At 69.5% G+C, this 15694-nt stretch carries 16 protein-coding genes; 2 read left to right on the top strand and 14 right to left on the bottom strand.

Annotated elements, in window-relative coordinates; all coding sequences use genetic code 11:
- The 13 genes from AC1DW0_RS19030 to AC1DW0_RS18970 form a co-directional block, all read right to left on the bottom strand.
- Nucleotides 1-759 (bottom strand): NF038120 family PEP-CTERM protein, encoded by a 759-nt coding sequence (locus AC1DW0_RS19030; protein WP_457352303.1) that lies wholly within the window; start codon nt 757-759, stop codon nt 1-3.
- A 260-nt stretch (nt 760-1019) separates the two neighbouring features.
- Nucleotides 1020-1541 (bottom strand): type II secretion system protein, encoded by a 522-nt coding sequence (locus AC1DW0_RS19025; protein ID WP_157281845.1) that lies wholly within the window; start codon nt 1539-1541, stop codon nt 1020-1022.
- Entirely contained in the window at nt 1528-1908 is a 381-nt protein-coding gene (locus AC1DW0_RS19020) for a type II secretion system protein (protein WP_457389829.1), read from the bottom strand. The genes AC1DW0_RS19025 and AC1DW0_RS19020 overlap by 14 nt, the downstream gene beginning before the upstream one ends.
- Nucleotides 1908-2414, bottom strand: a complete 507-nt coding sequence (locus AC1DW0_RS19015) for a type II secretion system protein (RefSeq protein ID WP_268795278.1) — start codon at nt 2412-2414, stop codon at nt 1908-1910. The genes AC1DW0_RS19020 and AC1DW0_RS19015 overlap by 1 nt, the downstream gene beginning before the upstream one ends.
- A 113-nt stretch (nt 2415-2527) precedes the next feature.
- Entirely contained in the window at nt 2528-4675 is a 2148-nt protein-coding gene (locus AC1DW0_RS19010) for a secretin N-terminal domain-containing protein (protein ID WP_457352299.1), read from the bottom strand.
- A 101-nt stretch (nt 4676-4776) separates the two neighbouring features.
- Nucleotides 4777-5298: a hypothetical protein gene (locus AC1DW0_RS19005; RefSeq protein WP_477947368.1), complete on the bottom strand. Its 522-nt coding sequence runs from the start codon at nt 5296-5298 to the stop codon at nt 4777-4779.
- Nucleotides 5295-5807 carry a hypothetical protein gene (locus AC1DW0_RS19000; RefSeq protein ID WP_477947366.1) on the bottom strand — a complete coding sequence of 171 codons (513 nt, stop codon included), beginning with the start codon at nt 5805-5807 and terminating at the stop codon, nt 5295-5297. Before AC1DW0_RS19000 ends, AC1DW0_RS19005 begins: the two co-directional genes overlap by 4 nt.
- The gene (locus AC1DW0_RS18995) at nt 5804-6940 is read right to left on the bottom strand and encodes a hypothetical protein (RefSeq protein WP_477947364.1); all 1137 of its coding nucleotides are present in this window, start codon (nt 6938-6940) and stop codon (nt 5804-5806) included. Before AC1DW0_RS18995 ends, AC1DW0_RS19000 begins: the two co-directional genes overlap by 4 nt.
- Nucleotides 6933-8444 (bottom strand): GspE/PulE family protein, encoded by a 1512-nt coding sequence (locus AC1DW0_RS18990; protein ID WP_477947362.1) that lies wholly within the window; start codon nt 8442-8444, stop codon nt 6933-6935. The genes AC1DW0_RS18995 and AC1DW0_RS18990 overlap by 8 nt, the downstream gene beginning before the upstream one ends.
- The gene (locus AC1DW0_RS18985; protein WP_477947360.1) at nt 8441-9637 is read right to left on the bottom strand and encodes a type II secretion system F family protein; all 1197 of its coding nucleotides are present in this window, start codon (nt 9635-9637) and stop codon (nt 8441-8443) included. Before AC1DW0_RS18985 ends, AC1DW0_RS18990 begins: the two co-directional genes overlap by 4 nt.
- Nucleotides 9637-10059, bottom strand: coding sequence for a type II secretion system major pseudopilin GspG (gene gspG / locus AC1DW0_RS18980; protein WP_457352291.1), 423 nt, complete (start codon nt 10057-10059; stop codon nt 9637-9639). The genes AC1DW0_RS18985 and gspG overlap by 1 nt, the downstream gene beginning before the upstream one ends.
- Nucleotides 10060-10186: 127 nt before the next feature.
- On the bottom strand, nt 10187-10801 hold the full coding sequence (locus tag AC1DW0_RS18975; RefSeq protein ID WP_457352289.1) for a PEP-CTERM sorting domain-containing protein: 615 nt from the start codon (nt 10799-10801) through the stop codon (nt 10187-10189).
- A 138-nt stretch (nt 10802-10939) separates the two neighbouring features.
- Complete coding sequence (locus AC1DW0_RS18970) at nt 10940-12313, bottom strand: TIGR03790 family protein (RefSeq protein WP_457352287.1); 1374 nt, start codon at nt 12311-12313, stop codon at nt 10940-10942.
- A 536-nt stretch (nt 12314-12849) separates the two neighbouring features.
- On the opposite strand from AC1DW0_RS18970, the gene AC1DW0_RS18965 reads away from it, so the two are divergent.
- Both AC1DW0_RS18965 and AC1DW0_RS18960 read left to right on the top strand, forming a co-directional pair.
- Entirely contained in the window at nt 12850-13611 is a 762-nt protein-coding gene (locus AC1DW0_RS18965; protein ID WP_457352285.1) for a TSUP family transporter, read from the top strand.
- A 36-nt stretch (nt 13612-13647) separates the two neighbouring features.
- Nucleotides 13648-14466, top strand: a complete 819-nt coding sequence (locus tag AC1DW0_RS18960) for an HDOD domain-containing protein (protein WP_056200578.1) — start codon at nt 13648-13650, stop codon at nt 14464-14466.
- Nucleotides 14467-14696: 230 nt separating this feature from the next.
- Here AC1DW0_RS18960 and AC1DW0_RS18955 read toward each other — a convergent pair whose 3' ends face one another.
- Nucleotides 14697-15683, bottom strand: coding sequence for a GGDEF domain-containing protein (locus AC1DW0_RS18955; protein ID WP_056200581.1), 987 nt, complete (start codon nt 15681-15683; stop codon nt 14697-14699).
- Between the last annotated feature and the right edge of the window lie 11 nt (nt 15684-15694).

Here is a 15694-nt window from a genome sequence, read left to right as displayed (position 1 = left end):
TCAGACAGCGCGACGGCGGCTGGCCCGGAAGGCGGCAAGGCCGGCGACGCTCAGCAGAGCGAGGCTGGCGGGCTCGGGCACGTGCTCGATGGTGATGTTGTCGAGGCCGAACTGGGCGCGGTCAGTGCTGAAGGCTGAGCAGGTCGTGCCGCCGCCGGGAGGCGGGCAGGCGAAGCCGTAGGCATAGACGTAGTCGAACTCGATATTGCCGAAGGCGCCGGTATTGATGCTCGAGAAGTTCAGCTGGTTGGCGGCATTCAGGCCGGTCAGCGCGAAGGTGGCCGTCGTCGAGACACCGTTGCGCACGCCCTGCAGGCGCACGAAGCCGGGGGTGGACTGCAGCGCCTCGCCATTGCCGATCCAGCTGGCGTCGAAGCTCTTCACGGAGAAACGGTAGCCGTCCGTCGAGCCGAACACGAGGGCAGCATCGGCCAGCATGGCCAGGTACTGCGTCGAATTGTTCGCCGGGCACTGCACGTTCAGGCAGGTGTTGGGATCGCTGCCGTCGGCGAGGATGCCGACGAGATCGCCAATCTGGGCGGTGGCGGAGTTGGAGAAGGGGTCGAAGAACATCGTCCGGCCACCCAGGCCGTCCTGATAGAACTCGTCACCGTTGAGCAGCAGCGGCGCGAAGGGCGCAAACGGCGACGGATCGACGGTATTGAAATCGATGGTGGTGCGGAGCACATTCGCCTGGGCACCCACCGACGCGGCCAGCGCCAGCGCAGCGAGCGCGACTGAGGTCAAAGCCTTCTTCATTGGACTACTCACTTTCTTTGAACGTTGATTCAATCGGCGCAGGCGAGCGACGCTTTTGGCGACACGACACCCCCAGCTCAGCGTTGCTGTTTGCTTGGATGCCCTGCGTATGGGTCAACAACTGACCCAGCTAGGCGGCCGATTCTGTGCGAGCAGGATTTCACGGCCATCCCCACTTGCCCGGCATCCAAGCAAGGGGGGAACGGGTATTCACCGAGTCAGCAGACTTGACTAACCCGTATGAAATTTCATAGGACAAATCACCTTGACGCGCCACTGGCCGCTGAGGCAGCCGAAGCGGGGTCTGCGGGCAGTTGCAGGTTGGCCACGGTGCGTGGCGAGAAGAGCAGGTCGCGCGCAATCCGGACCGGCAAGCCGTCCGGGCCAACCTCGCGCAGCAACGCATGCTCAGAGCGGCTGCGCACGGCACTGAACGCGCCGGGCTGGCCGGGTTCGGCCACCAGCTCCCAGTCCGCCTTGCCGGTGAAGGGGTCCTCATAGGCGCGGCGCAGATGGCGCCGCGGCTTCGGTACGCGGTTGTCGATGAGCAGGTCGTCCAGGCTGCGCGGGTATTGCTGCGGCGGGTTGGGCGTGGCCGCCGCATAGGCCACGATGGCGCGCGCGATCTCGCCGCCGCGGAACAGCAACTCCCGCTCGCGCTCGCGCTGGGCCGCCGTGCTCCAGGCCTGGCCCAGGGCCGCCAGGCCCGCCGCGGTCAACGCGACGAGGAAGAGCACCGCGAGGTAGGAATAGCCCCGCGCGCGGCTGCTACCAGTCCGCATAGAGCCTGCCGTCCGCCGAGCGCCCGGCGGCGCCGCTGCGCACATCCCAGACCCGGCCGCTGGCCTGCATCTCAGTCGGTGGCGGCAGCTCGACCCAGGTCTCGCGGCTGGCGGTCAGCGGGTCCTCGGGAATGCCGCGGATATAGCGCGCCGCGGCCAGCTCCTGCAGGGACTCGGGATACCGGCCCTTGTCGGCGGCGTACTGGTCGATGGCATCGCGCATCGTCGTCAACGACTGCAGCAGGGCCGTCTCCTTGCTCTTGTGCAGCGACGTGAAGTAGCGCGGCGCGGCAATGGACGCCAGCAGTGCCACGATGGCCATGACGACGATCAGCTCGATGAGGGTGAAGCCGCGTTGCCTGGCCATTACCAGTCCTTCAGCTTGCTGCCATCGAGCGCCTTGCGCTCCGAGCGCGAATAGACGTCGAACACGTCCTTGCCCGCACGCGGGTCGTCGGGCGGGCTGTCGTAAGCGCGCAGGCCCCAGGTCTCGGCCGCGCTCAGCTCTGCAGGCGCGAAGGGGTCGCGCGGCAGGCGGCGCAGGAAATAGATCTTGCGGCCGTTGGGCGACTTGGCATCGGCCACGCCGTCGACCAGCAGTTGCAGCTTCTGCGGGTAGCCGCTGTCCTCGGGGCTTTGCACGATGCTGCCGGTCTCGGTGGCGCGCTTGTAGGCGTCAAGCGCCTCGCGCAGCGTGCGCAGCGACTGGCGCAGCTCGTGCTCGCGGCTGCGCTGCACCGACATCTCGAGCAAGGGCCGCGCGGCAGACGCGAGCACGCCCAGCATGGCCAGCACGACCAGCATCTCGATCAGCGTAAAGCCACGAACAAAACCCGCGTGACGCCCGCGGGCCGAGCGCCGGGCCGCTCCCAAGCCGGCCCGTTCTGGCGATGCTGGCCGGTCAAGCCGGCAAGCATCGCCGTCCCCTCGGGGGACCGACCGGATTCGCCCGCGTTCAGCGGCGCGAAGCAGGGCGAGGGGCAGTTTCACCTTACCGCCTCGACGGTCAGCAGGCCCGAGCCTTCAAGTCGCACCGATGCCGATTCGCCATTCAGTCCGCTGGCCGACAGCGAACTGACACCGATGTTGAGCACCTGGCCTGCCGCCGGCGGCAGGGCGCGGAAAGCGACTACGCGCTCGCCGCGTGGCGCCAGCTCGACGGGATAGCGCCCGGGCGTGACGCCCTGCAGGGGCTGGGCCGGCGTGAGTTTGGCCGCGTCGTACTCCAGCTCGCCCTTGATCTGCAGGCCGCTGTCGTTCTTCAACGCGACCGAGACGGTACCGCCGGCCGGGATCTGCGGCGTCACGTCCAGCTTCAGCAGGGCCTCGGCAGAGGCCGCGCTGGGCTGCGCTTGCGCGGCCGGCGCGGCGGCGCCGCCACTGCTGGGCGCCACACCGACCCGGGCATCGCGCCGCAGCAGGCTGCTGAAGGCGCCGGGGCTGGCATCGGTGCCGCTGGCCAGGCGCGTGAGGGACGCGTCGGGCACGGCCAGGTTGCGCACCACGCGCGGCGTGATCAGCAACACCACCTCGGTCTTGTTGCGCGTGTCGGTCTGGGTGCCGAACAGGCGGCCCAGCACGGGGATGCGCGACAGGCCCGGGATGCCGGTGCCGCTCTTGCGGTCCTCGTCGTTGATGAGGCCGGCCAGCACCTGCGTCTCGCCGTCAGCCAGGCGCAGCACGGTGGAGGTGTTGCGGGTGCCGATTTCGTAGGCCGTCGTGCCGCCGGGGCCGGTGACCTGGCGGATCAGGTTGCTGACTTCCAGGCCGATCTTGATGACGACGTCGTTGTCGAGCTGGATAGTGGGCTCGACATCAAGCTTCAAGCCGACGTCCAGGTAGCTGACCGAGGCCGCGACGGACGTAGAGCCGGTGAAGTTGGTCGTCGTCGTGAACACCGGCAGCTTCTGGCCGATGTGGACCTTGGCCTTGTCGCGGTTGCGCACGCGGATCTTGGGATTGGCCAGGATGTTGGAGTTGCCGGCCGTGCCACGCAGCGTGGCGATCACGGTCGGGTTGGCGATGCTGGCGCGGAAGTTGATGGGGTTCCTGCCGCCGATGAAGACGCGCGACGGGATCGCACCCGTCGCGTCGCTGATGCCCACCTGCAATTCCTCCGGCCACTGCAGGCCCAGCGAGTCGACCTGGTCGGTGGCCAGTTCCATGACCTCGACCTCGAGCATGACTTCGGGCTCGGGCAGGTCGACCGAGGCGATGAGCTTTTCCACCAGGCGCAGCACCTCGGGCGTGTCGCGCACGATGAGCAGGTTCAGGCGCTCGTCGATGTGGATGTCGCGCACCTTGGCGATGGTGCGCACCATGGCCTGCACCTGCTTCACGTCGGCGTTGGTCAGGTAGAGGGTGCGGGTGATCAGCTCCTGGTGCTCGCGCTGCTTGGCGGCCGTGTTGGGGAAGATCAGCACCGAGGTTTCGTTGAGCAGCTTGCGATCCAGCTGCTGGGTGCCGAGGATGACGCGCATGGCCTCGTCCATCGTCACGTTGCGCAGGAAGACGGTCACGCGGGCATCGGCGCGCACGTCCTTGTCGAAGACGAAGTTGACGCCGCTGGAGCGGGACAGCGCCTCGAAGACCTGGCGCAGCGGCGCCTCGCGGAACTCCAGCGTGACGGGCTTCTGGAAGGCCGGGCCCAGCTCGCCGACCGCCGCTTCCAGCGGCCGCGCCTGGGCGACTTGGCTGGCCAGCAGGCGGGCGCCGGGATGCTGGGGCGACTCGGCCAGGATCTCGCGGGCCACGCCTTCAGCGCGCTCCAGGCGGCCTTCCTTCAGCGCCGCGCGGCCGGTGGCCAGCTGGGCATCCTGGCGGCGGCTGCGTTCCACCTCGGTGGTCAAGGCGACCAGGCGCGGGTGCTTGGCGTCGGCCAGTGCCAGCTGGCTCAGCAGGGCTGAGGCCTCGTCCCAGCGGCCGGCGCCGCGCAGGGCCTCGATCTGCAGGATGAGGCGGGCCGTCGCCTGTTCGCGGGCGCGCACCTGGGCGGCGCGCAATTGAGGGTCGTTCGGGTCCTTGGCGCGGGCATCGTCCAGCACGCGCAGGGCGGCCGGCCACTGGTTGCTGCGGCCGAGGTCTTCGGCCTGACGCAACGCCGGGTTGGCGCAGGCCGCGAGCAGCACAGTCACAAATGCCCCAAGGACGACGTGGAACGTCGTCCGCCCCCCGAGGGGAGCGAGAAAACTTGGGGCGGCCCGGCGTTTTCCCGGGAAGAGAAGGAAGAGCTGCTTCATGGGATGGGCCTGAAGACGATGTTCTGGGGGAGCTGGCCGGGCAGCCAGGTCAGGCGCACGCCGCTGTCGGAGACCTGCTCGACGCGCCACTGGCCGTCGATGACGTCGCCGCGCTTGGCACTCAGCGCCTTGTTGGGGCCGGTCAGCAAGGCAACCTCGACCGCCTTGGCGCCCTCGCCTTCGATGATGCGGCCGATCATCTGGTAGGGCGCTGGCGGCGCGACCGGGGGCGGCGGTGGTGCGGCAGCAGCCGGCGGTGGTGCGGGTGGGGGCGGCGGTGGGGGCGGTGGCTGCCAGGCGGCCAACTGGGCCGCGGCCACCTCGGCCCAGGGCTGGCGGGCGCCGCCCAGCGCAGCGGGCGCGGCAGCGGCAGGTGCAGTGACGGCAACCGGGCGACGGGCCGGCGCGGCAACGGCGGTTGCGGCCTCGTCGTCAGGACGCGTCGCCACCCAGGCGGTTGCCGCCAGTGTCGCGAGCAAGGCGCCACCGAGGGTGAGCTGGCGGGGCGTCGGCTTCATGGCGCGGCCCTCCCGTGCAGCGACCACTGCAGCTCGGCATCGACATCGGCGCTCATCGGGCTGATGCGGCGCAGCTTGATGGAATCCAGGCTCAGCGCCGGATCGTGTTCCAGCGCGGCGCCGATGAAGCGGCGCACTTGGCGGTAGCTGCCGGTCACGGGCATGGTCACGCGCAGCCTCTCCAGCCCCTCGCTGGTGGACAGCCGGTGCTCGGTGCGCGCGCCGTTCAGGTCCAGGCGGATGCTGAGCTCCAGCAGGTCGGCCAGGCGCTGCTGGCGGGCGCTGGAAGGCGGCAGCGTGGCCTGCCATTGCTGCACGCTGACCGGCGCCGATGCTGCCGCCATGGCGGGCCGGGCCTTGGCACGCAGCTCGCGGGCTTCGGCCTGCAGCTTGACGGCTTGGGCGTCCCAACGCTGGCCGAGCACGACGGCGGCCACGGCGAGCGCCAGCGCGGCGAGGCCGGCCAGGCCGGGCCATCCGAGGGCCTTGATGAGAGCGGGCCGCTTCACGAGCCGCCTCCGGTCGCCACGCGGGCATTGATCTCGAAGCGCTGGCCAACCAGGCCCGTCTCGGCGGCCGAGAAGCGCGACAGCACGACCTGGCGCCAGCCCGGCGTCGTGCCAAGCTGCTCGGCCAGCTGCAGGGCCAATAACTTGTCGGGCGTCAGGCCTTCCAGGCGCAACTCGCCGCGGCCGGCGCTGGCGTCCAGGCCCAGCCAAGCGATGGTCTTGGCCTCAGCGCCCGCGGTCTCGACACGGGTCAGCAGTGGCTCCCAGGGCATGGCCAGCAAGGCGCGGGCTTCATTGGCCGAGCGGTTCTCGGCCGGTTCGGCGCGGCCGCGCGCGGCGGGCTTGGGTACCGATGCCGGGCGCAGCGTGGCGACGCGGTCGCGCGCGGCCTGGGCGACGTCGAGGCCGCGATGGCTGTCGACGGCACTCCATGCGGCCGTGGCCAGCACCAGAGCGCCGGTTGCGGCCAGCGGCCAGGCCAAGGGCGAGCGGCCGCTGCGCGGCAGGAAATCAGGCTGCGGCGTGACGGGGCCGGGCTGGGGAATGAGTTCGTCGGCGGGCGTGCCGACGGCGAGGGGCGCGTCGCCACCGAGATCGGCGATCTGCTGTACGCGGCGCGACTGCAGGCCGGTGACATGGCCGCGGTCGAGCTGGATGACGACGGCGATGTCGCCCTCATGCCAGACCGCGCGGCCCGAGCCGGCACGCGTTGCGGCGGGCAGCGACGCCAGCCAGGTGGCCCAGGCCGGCCGCACGGCGGCGAGGCGCACATTCGCAGTCTCGGCCTGGGTGCGCAGTGCGGCCAGGTCCAGCCCATGCAGAGCGGACGCGCCAGCCGTCTCGCCCAGCTTCCAAGGCGCAATCGCAAAGCGTTGCGCAGCGCTGCCGAAGTAATGGGCGAACTGCTGCTGGGCATAGGCCTGCACGGCGTCCAGATCGGCCAGCGGCAAGCCCGGCTCGGTGACCAGCTCGTGCAGGGCACGCGCGCTGACGACCACCTCCACGGCCGTGCCCGGTAGATCGCGGCACCAGGCCGCGAACTCGTCCCCGCCGGGCGTGACGAAGAGCCGCCGCGGCTTGGCCAGGCGCGCGGAAACTTGCTGGCGCAGGCGCTGATGCAACGATTCACTCATCGAGGGTGACACGTTCCAGCTCCTCGAAAGTGGTGTCGCCGCGGCAGACCGCCGCCAGCGCCATCTCGCGCAGCGACTTCATGCCGCGGGCCTTGGCGGCCGCCTTGATCTCGGACATCGGCGCGCGCGCGGCAATCAAGTCGCGCAGGCCGTCGTCGAGCTTGAGCAACTCAGCCACCGCGCGCCGGCCTTTGTAGCCGGTGCCGCGGCAGTGGCCGCAGCCCTCACCCTTCAGGAAGTTGCCGTTGATGACGCCATGTCTTGTCAGGGTCGCGGCATCGGGCGTGAACGGCCGGGCGCAGTGCTTGCACGTCAGGCGTACGAGCCGCTGGGCCAGCACGGCGTTCAGCGCCGAGACCACGTTGTAGAGATCCAGCCCCATGTGCATGAAGCGGCCGATGACATCAAACGCGTTGTTCGCATGCACGGTACTGAACACCAGATGGCCCGTCAGCGCGGCCTGCACGGCGATCTGCGCGGTCTCGGCGTCGCGGATCTCGCCGACCATGACGCGATCCGGGTCGTGGCGCAGGATGGAGCGCAGGCCGCGCGAGAAGGTCAGGCCCTTCTTCTCATTGACCGGGATCTGCACAACACCGGCGAGCTGGTACTCGACCGGGTCTTCAATCGTGATGATCTTGTCGGCGCCGGTGTGGATCTCGGCCAGCGTCGCGTATAGCGTCGTCGTCTTGCCGGAGCCCGTGGGGCCGGTGACCAGCAGCATGCCGTGGGGCTGGCGCGCCTGGTGCCGGATGGCAGCGCGCTCGTCGTCGCCAAAGCCCAGCGAATCCAGCGTCAGCGAACCGGCGCGGGCGATGGCGGCGCGGTCCAGGATGCGGATGACGGCGTCCTCGCCGAACACGCTGGGCATGACAGAGAGGCGGAAGTCGATCTCGCGGCCCTGCACGCGCAGCTTGAAGCGGCCGTCCTGCGGCAGCCGGCGCTCGCCGATGTCCAGCTCGGCCATGACCTTGAGGCGCGACACCAGCTGCTCGGCCACCTGCGGGCTCTCGACCTGGCGCACCACGGCCATGACGCCATCGACACGGAAGCGGATCATCGCGCCGCGGGCCGTGCATTCGATGTGAATGTCCGACGCCGTGTCCTGCAGCGCGTCGTAGATGGTGGCGTTGAGCAGGCGCACGACGGGGCTGGCCTGCTCGCTCAGCGCCAGCGCCGACAGCTCCTCGGTGTGGTCTTCCACAGCGGTCAGCGCATCCTCGACGTCAGACAGCGCGCGGAAGTCGGCCTCGCCGGCGCCCAGGAAATGCGTCACCGCCTCGCTTGAGGCACGCTGCCAACCCACAGGCGCATTCAGCCGCGACTCGACGCTCTGCAGCAGCATCGCGTCCTCATCGCGCTCGGCGAGCAGCACGCGCCTGTCGTCGGCGCCCACGGCGAGCACCGCGCGCCAGCGTTGGGCCTGGGCCTGCGGCCACTGTTCGAAGTCCAGGTGCCAGGGGCCTTGCTCGGCCGGCAGCCAATCCGCCAGGGAGGTCGTCATTGGACTTGCTCCACGAGCTGGAAGATCGGCAAGTACATCAGCACGATGATCCCGCCGATCAGCACGCCCATGATCAGCATCAGCGCCGGGTTCACCAGGCGCGACAGCAGGTCGGTCAGCCGCGCTGCCTCTTCGTCGTGGAAGGCGGCAGCGCGCTCCAGCATGGCCGCCACCTCGCCGCTGCGCTCACCCACGCGCAGCATGCGACGGGCGACCGGCGTGGCCAGGTCCTGCGAGTCAAAGGCGGCCGACAGGCGCTCGCCGCGCTCGATCTGCGCAGCTGCGGCCTGCACTGCGGCGCGCCACGGTGCGGCGACCACGTCGACGACGATGCGCAGCGCCGCCAAAGCCGGCACGCCCGAGGCCAGCAGCATGGCGAGAGACCGGTAAAGCCGCGCCAGCGCCAGCACGCGCAACCGCGGGCCCAGGCCGGGCAGCGTCCACAGCGCCGCCTGGGCGCGCTGGCGCACGATGGGCTGGCGCAGCAGCGTGAAGATCGCAAAGCCCACGGCTGCGATCCCGCCGATGACGAGACCGGGATGCGCGCCGGCCGTCTGGCCGAACTCGATCAGCACACGCGAAGCCCACGGCAGGTCGGCGCTGGTCTGCTCCAGGATGCCGGCAAAGCGCGGCAGCACGTAGAGCAGCAGGAAAAGAATGACGAGGGAGCCGACACCGAGCAGCATCAGCGGATAGACCAGGGCCGCGACGAGGCGCGAGCGCAGCGCATCGACCCAGGCCAGGTAGCGTGCATGCTGAGCCAGCGCGGTCGACAGCTGGCCGGTCTTCTCGTTGGCGGCGACGATGGCGCAGATCAACTCGTCGAAGGCCTGCGGCTGCTGGCGCAAGGCAACGGACAGCGGTTGGCCCTGCTCGATCTGGGTGGTGACGGCGTCGAGCGCCGCGCGCACGCCGGGCTGGCCTTCCTTCTCGCGCAGCGTGCTCAGCGCTTCGAGCAGGGCGATGCCGGCATCCAGCAGCACGGCCAGTTCCTGGCTGAAGAGCTGCAGCGGGAATTTGCTGTTGCGGCGCCAGGGCTTGGCGCTCTCGGTGGCGGCAGCGATCTCGCGCACCTCCAGCACATGCTGGGGCGACACACCCAGCACGGCAGCGACGGCAGCGCGGTCGGGCGCCTCCACGCGCTCGGTGCTGACGGCACCGGCGCGCAGCACACGGGTTTGGAATTGGGGCATCACCAGGACGTCAGATCGGCGTCCTCACCCTCGCCGCCGGGGCGGCCGTCCTTGCCGAAGCTCAGCAGGTCGTATTCGCCATGCTCGCCGGGGCTGCGGTATTGGTATTCGTTGCCCCAGGGGTCCTTGGGCACGGCCTTGGAGAGATAGGGCCCCGCCCATTTCGGCTCGTCGGCAGGCCGGGTGACCAAGACGGCCAAGCCCTGCTCCGTGCTGGGGTAGCGGCCGACGTCCAGGCGGTATTGGTCGAGCGACTTGGTCAGCGCGTCGATCTGGGCGCGGGTCGCCTTGACCTCGCTCTTGCCGATCTGGCCGAAGAACTTCGGGCCGACGTAACCGGCCAGCAGGCCGATGATGACCATGACGACCAGAAGCTCAAGCAGGGTGAAGCCACGTGGGCGGGCAGGACGGGGTCGGAACATGGGGAGGCAGGGTACAGCGGGAGGGCGACTGTTCACCGGCGGGCGCCGTCGGGCAATCGGGATTTGACCGACCCGCATTCTCGCCGCGCCCCGCGCCCGCTCGGCAAGGCCGGCGCCGGTCGTCTGCCTACTGGGCGCGACCGCGGTCGCCGCGCTTCGCCAGCCCACACAGCAGGAGCACTCCGAGAGCCGCCAGCCACCACGTCCCAGGCTCGGGAACGGCTGCAGCCGCCGGGGCGAAGACGGCGAAGGCCACGGTTTCGTTGGTGAGCCAGATGCTGCATTGACCCGTCAGGACCGCGCTGGCATCCAGTACGGCACAGGCGCCCTGAAAGGCACCCTGGGGGTTGCCGTTGAAGTAGTCGTAGGCCACGGGCAAGTGCAGGATGGTCTCGTACCGGGGATCGCGGCCCACGTCGAAGAACTTCGTGTCGGCGCTCGTCACACCCAGCTGCCCGTTCAGCGTAGACGTGATCGCCAGCATCGCCGCGTTGGCGAAGTTTGAATCTGCCCATGAGGCGAGCTGGTGGTCGGGGTCGACAAACAGCTCGGAGAACTTGCCCACCGACACGGTAAGGTCGTAGTGCTGACCCAGGATCAGCAGATCCTTGATGCCGGTGACGCACCGGAAGCTGGTCTGGCTCGCGCAGGTGGACGCCTGGATGGCCGTGTCGGCCTTCGCGGCGATGGGCGACAGGCCCAGCACCAAGGCCAAAGCAAAGATGAAACGCTGAAGATTCATGGAACACTCCCCGAAATAGACGCTTTGGCGGGCGCGCGCGTCTTGTTCTTTACATTGTCTCCGCGTTGCCGCCTCGAGCTCGGGCGATTGATCACCGCCCCTCCGAATTGAGGGCCGGGAAACCACCCAAGCTGGCAGTCAGGGCGACTGCGCAATCGTGCAGGTGGTCGCGGCGTTGTCCGGGCAGGGCCCCTGCCAGCGGATGCGCGTGGCCGCAGCTGGCGGCAAGGGCGAACGGCCGTCCAGCGCCTGGCCCCGTACGCCGGTGAAGCTGGCCAGCGTCGTCCAGGTTGAGCCCTGCAGGTATTGCAGGCTGTAGCGACTGCCCGGCCGCAGGCTTCGTGTCTTGATCTGGTATTCGCCGGCGACGATGGCAAAGCTGGGCGTATCGCGGAAGGGCTGGGCCAGCGGCTCGCCGACAAACAGCCCCTGCCCCGGCCACTGCACCGCCTTCCAGTAGGCCTCGACGGCCGTCGCGCCGCGCCAGTACTGGTCGATGAGGACCGAGGCGCGCGAGAACTTCTGCTGCAGGTTGCAGGGCTCCTCCACCGTGCCGTAGCTGGCGGTTGCACCCGCGTCCAGCCAGGCCGTGATGGGCATCTGGCCGCCGCCCGAGGGCAGCACGCCGCCCGTTGAGGTCAGCGTGTCGGCCAGGGCACCGGCGCGGAATTGCAGCGACGACAGATTGGCGACGCTGCTCAACCCCGTCAGGTAGAACAGCATGCCGCTCTTGCCGGACAGCGCATTGGCGCTGGCCGGGCCGGCGCTGTTGTCGACATAGTTCAGCGCCAGGGCGCCGCTCCAGGCCGCCGGCAGGCCGGCGAAATCGTTCCAGCGCGCGCTGCGGTCGTCGTCCGTCGTGCGCACCAGCCAGCCCTCGCCGGCTGGCCGGCTGCCATCGGCCGCAACGCCGCGGTTGATCAGCGCCTGGGCGGCCGCCAGCGTGCGTGCACCCAGCAGCATGGAGGGGCGCATCTGCAATTCGGCTTGCGGCCGGCGCGCCTCGCTGTCATAGAGCGGCGAGGCGGCCGTGTTCGCGCAGGCCTCGGTCAATGGGCTGGGGTTGCAGTAGCGCGTGTCAAAACCGAAAGCCATCGCGCTGGTGATGCCCATGCTGCAGGCGCCAGTGACCCGGCTGGGGGCAGCCCAGGTCAGCAGCGTGGCCTGGATGCCGGCCGGCAATCTGGCATCGATGTCGGATTTCAACAACGCAAAGTCGGCCGCGGAAATCGCGTCCTGGGCTGTATTAACCCTTACGCGGATCAGATTCGCCGCCGGCACGCCACGCGCTGCCAGATAGGCGGCGCCGACGGCCTCGCTGAGGACATCACCCTCGGCCACGATGACGGCCAGGTCGGCCGGCGTCAGGCCGTTGGCGGGCAGGGCCAGCGTCAAGGTCTGCCCCATGCCACCACCCCCGCCGCCGTCCCCTCCCGTGCCGCCGCCTCCGCCGCCGCAGGCACTCAGCAAGGTCATCAACAACGGCGGCAGCAAGCGGTTCAAAGGGCTCATGGGGGCCATTCTTGCAGCGCAGGTCGACCGTTAGTTGCGCACAATTTTGGTGCCCGTCCGCACCTTTCGCGGCCAGAGAACCCGGGCTTACCCCAGTGTCGTGCACCGTGGCGGGGCAATACATTTTCAGCACTCGACGCGGTTCCGGGCTCTGGTTCAGGACCGCCGGGCGGGTTGTGAGGAGACAAGACAAGCGCCAAGCGCACATGGTTGCTTCGTAACCCCGAAGACAATCCACCGGCCACCAAGGCACCCCTTGGTGGCCGTTTTCTTTGTGGGGCCGAAGGCCCCTCGCCTGGTCTCGCACGCTGAACGCGGCGTGCCCAGTCGGTCTTGCAGACCGCGCTGCGGCAGTGCCGCAGCTCTTCGGCAGGCACATCGCGCCCACTGGGCGTAATGTGTCCGGCCTCAGCCCCCGAGGGGACGGCGATTGACCGGGCATCAAGCCCGGTCAACATCGCCCGACGGGCCGGCTCGGGAGCGGCCCAGCGCTCGGCCCGGCGAAGGCACGACGGCCGCCTGATGGAATCAAAGACATGCTCGAACTCGCCACGGTTGCCCTCGCCTCCCTGCTCGCAGGCTTCATTGACGCAGTAGCCGGCGGCGGCGGCCTGGTGCTGGTACCGGCGCTGTTCAGCACCTTCCCCAATGCCGCACCAGCCACGCTGCTGGGCACGAACAAGGGCGCGTCCGTGTGGGGCACCGGCTGGGCGACGCTGCAATATGTGAAGCGGGTCGACCTGCCCTGGAAGCGCCTGATGCCGGCGGCGGTGCTTGCCGGCGTGGGCAGCTTCGCCGGCGCCTGGGTCCTGACCCTCGTCAGCGCCGACGGCCTGCGCAAGGCCCTGCCGCTGGTGCTGGCGGCGGTGCTGATCTACACCCTGGCCAAGAAGGACCTCGGCCGCGAGCACACACCGCGTTTCACGGGCCGTGCCGAGGTGCTGGTGGCCGGCGGTATCGCGCTGGCCGTGGGCTTCTACGACGGTTTCTTCGGGCCCGGCACGGGCAGCTTCTTCGTCTTCCTGTTCGTGCGGCTGCTGGGTTACGACTTCCTGCACGCCTCGGCGACGGCCAAGCTGATGAACCTGCTGACGAATGCGTTCGCGATCGCCCTGTTCGTCAGCAAGGGCCACATCTGGTGGCAGGTCGCGGCGGTGATGGCGGTAACCAACGTGGCGGGCAGCCTGCTCGGCACCCGGCTGGCCCTGAAACATGGCGCCGGCTTCGTGCGCGGCGTCTTTGTCATCGTCGTCGGCGCTCTCATCCTCAAAACAGCCTGGGACGCCTTCTTCCGCTGATCTACCATCAAGCATTCCCTAGCGCCCTTATTCACCATGCCCGTCGATCCTCAACTGCGCAATCTGGACATCGAGATCCCGACCCAGCCCGAGGTCCTGGTCAAGCTCTCGCTGCTGATGGCAGCCGAGGACATCGACCTGCAGGCCATGTCCTCCCTGGTCGAGACCGACATGGCCCTGGCGGCCGCCGTCATGAAGGCGGTCAACTCCTCGCTGTACGGCCTGCGCGGCCGCGTGCAGACCGTGCACCAGGCGCTGACCTACCTGGGTATGCGCGAGGTCGCGGCCATCACCTTCGAGATGGGTCTGCGCGCCGCCTTCCCAGCCGCAGCCGAGCTGGAGCAAGTCTGGTCGCGCGCCTCGCAGCGTGGCCTTCTGATGGGCCGCATGGGCCAGATGCTGGGCGTCGACCCCTGGGCCGCCCACTCGGCCGGCCTGTTCGAGGAATGCGGCAAGGCGGTGCTCTATCGTCATGCGCCGACGCACTACCCGGCCATGCTGCGCGCCGCCCCCCGCGATGCCGAACTGGTGGAGCTGGAGAGGACGGCTTTTGGCGTCAGCCATGACGCCCTGGGTGCGGCCCTTTGCGAGAGCTGGGGCCTGGCCCCGGCGGCTGTGGCCAGCGTGCGCTATCACGTCGAGATCCAGGCCTCGCTGACCATGCCGGAAAGCCTGGCCCGGCGCAGCGTCGCCGCCATCTCGACGGTCGCCTGGGCCCTGCTCGGCCATCCGGACCAGCTCGATGAGATTGCCAGTCAGATCGCACCCCAGGCGCAGCTGGACGAGACCCTCGTGTTGCGCGCGGCCCGCCGCGTCAACGAGCAACTGCTGGCTGCTCAAGAACACGGTCGCTGAAGCGTCCGGGCCGAGCGCCGGGCCGCTCCCAAGCCGGCCCGTTTGGCGATGTGCTTGCGGCTCGAAGCCGCAAGCATCGCCGTCCCCTCGGGGGCTGAGGCCGGACACATTACGCCCAGTGGGCGTGATGTGCCTGCCGAAGAGCTGCGGCACTGCCGCAGCGCGGTCTGCAAGACCGACCAGGTTGGCGCGCGTTCAGCGCCGCCAGACTGGGCGAGGGGCCAGTGGTTTCAGGCCGCGAGGCTGAGCCGGTCTCGCCCGGCGTGCTTGGCGATATAGAGCGCCTCGTCAGCCGCCTGCAGCAGCGCTTGTGCGCTCAGATACGGATGGGCCGGGCTGGCCGCCGCCAGGCCGACGCTCAGCGTCAAACTGCCCTGGCCATCCGGCAGGCGCAGCGCCCGCAGTTCATCCCGCAATGACTCCAGCACGCCCTGGGCCTCGGCCATGCCGAAGCCGGGCAGCAGAGCGACGAACTCCTCGCCGCCCAGGCGGGCGACGACATCGGTGTCGCGCTTGAAGCGCTCGCTCAGCAGGCTCGCGACGCGCTGCAAGGCCGTATCGCCGACGGCCGTGCCATGGATGAGGTTGAACTGCTTGAACTGGTCCAGGTCCAGCACCGCCAGCGCCAACAGGCCTCGCAGCCGCTGGGCCCGCTTGAATTCACGGCGCAGGGCCTCGTCGAAGGCGCGTTGGTTGGCGATGCCGGTCAGCGCATCGATGCGTGCGAGGCTGGCGAGCTCGCGTTGGTTGGCCTCCAGGGCGCTGTGGGCCTCCTGCAGCAGATGACGCTGCTGGGCCAGCTCGCGCCGGAGCTCGCGGGCGGCCTGGTCCTGCTGCCACAGCGAGCCGCGGGCGCGCAGCATGGCGTGGCCGATACGGTCCAGCTCGGCGGCGAGGCCGGGCGTTGGCACAGCGGCTTCGGGCGTCAGCGGCACCGGGGCAGATTCCATCGCCTCGCAGCCGGCCGCCAACCGGCGCAACGGCCGCAGCAACAGGGCCTCGATGAGGATGAGCTGGGCGGCGCTGAGCAGCAGCACCAGCCAGGCCGTGCGGGCCAGCCCCTCGGCCGGAGACTCGTAATTCCCCAGGCTCCACTCGAAGACAGCGACGATGGCAGCGGTCAGCAGGGGCACCGCGAGCGTCAACCGCAGCCGCAGCGAACCCAGCCGGCGCGTGCTGACGTGGTTCAGGGGTTCGGCAAGGGAATCGGTGCTCATCGGTGAGGCGG

It is taken from the genome of Roseateles sp. P4_D2, assembly GCF_056401875.1.
The sequence above is the reverse complement of the archived record's forward strand: the minus strand, read 5'-3'. Positions and strand labels throughout refer to the sequence as shown.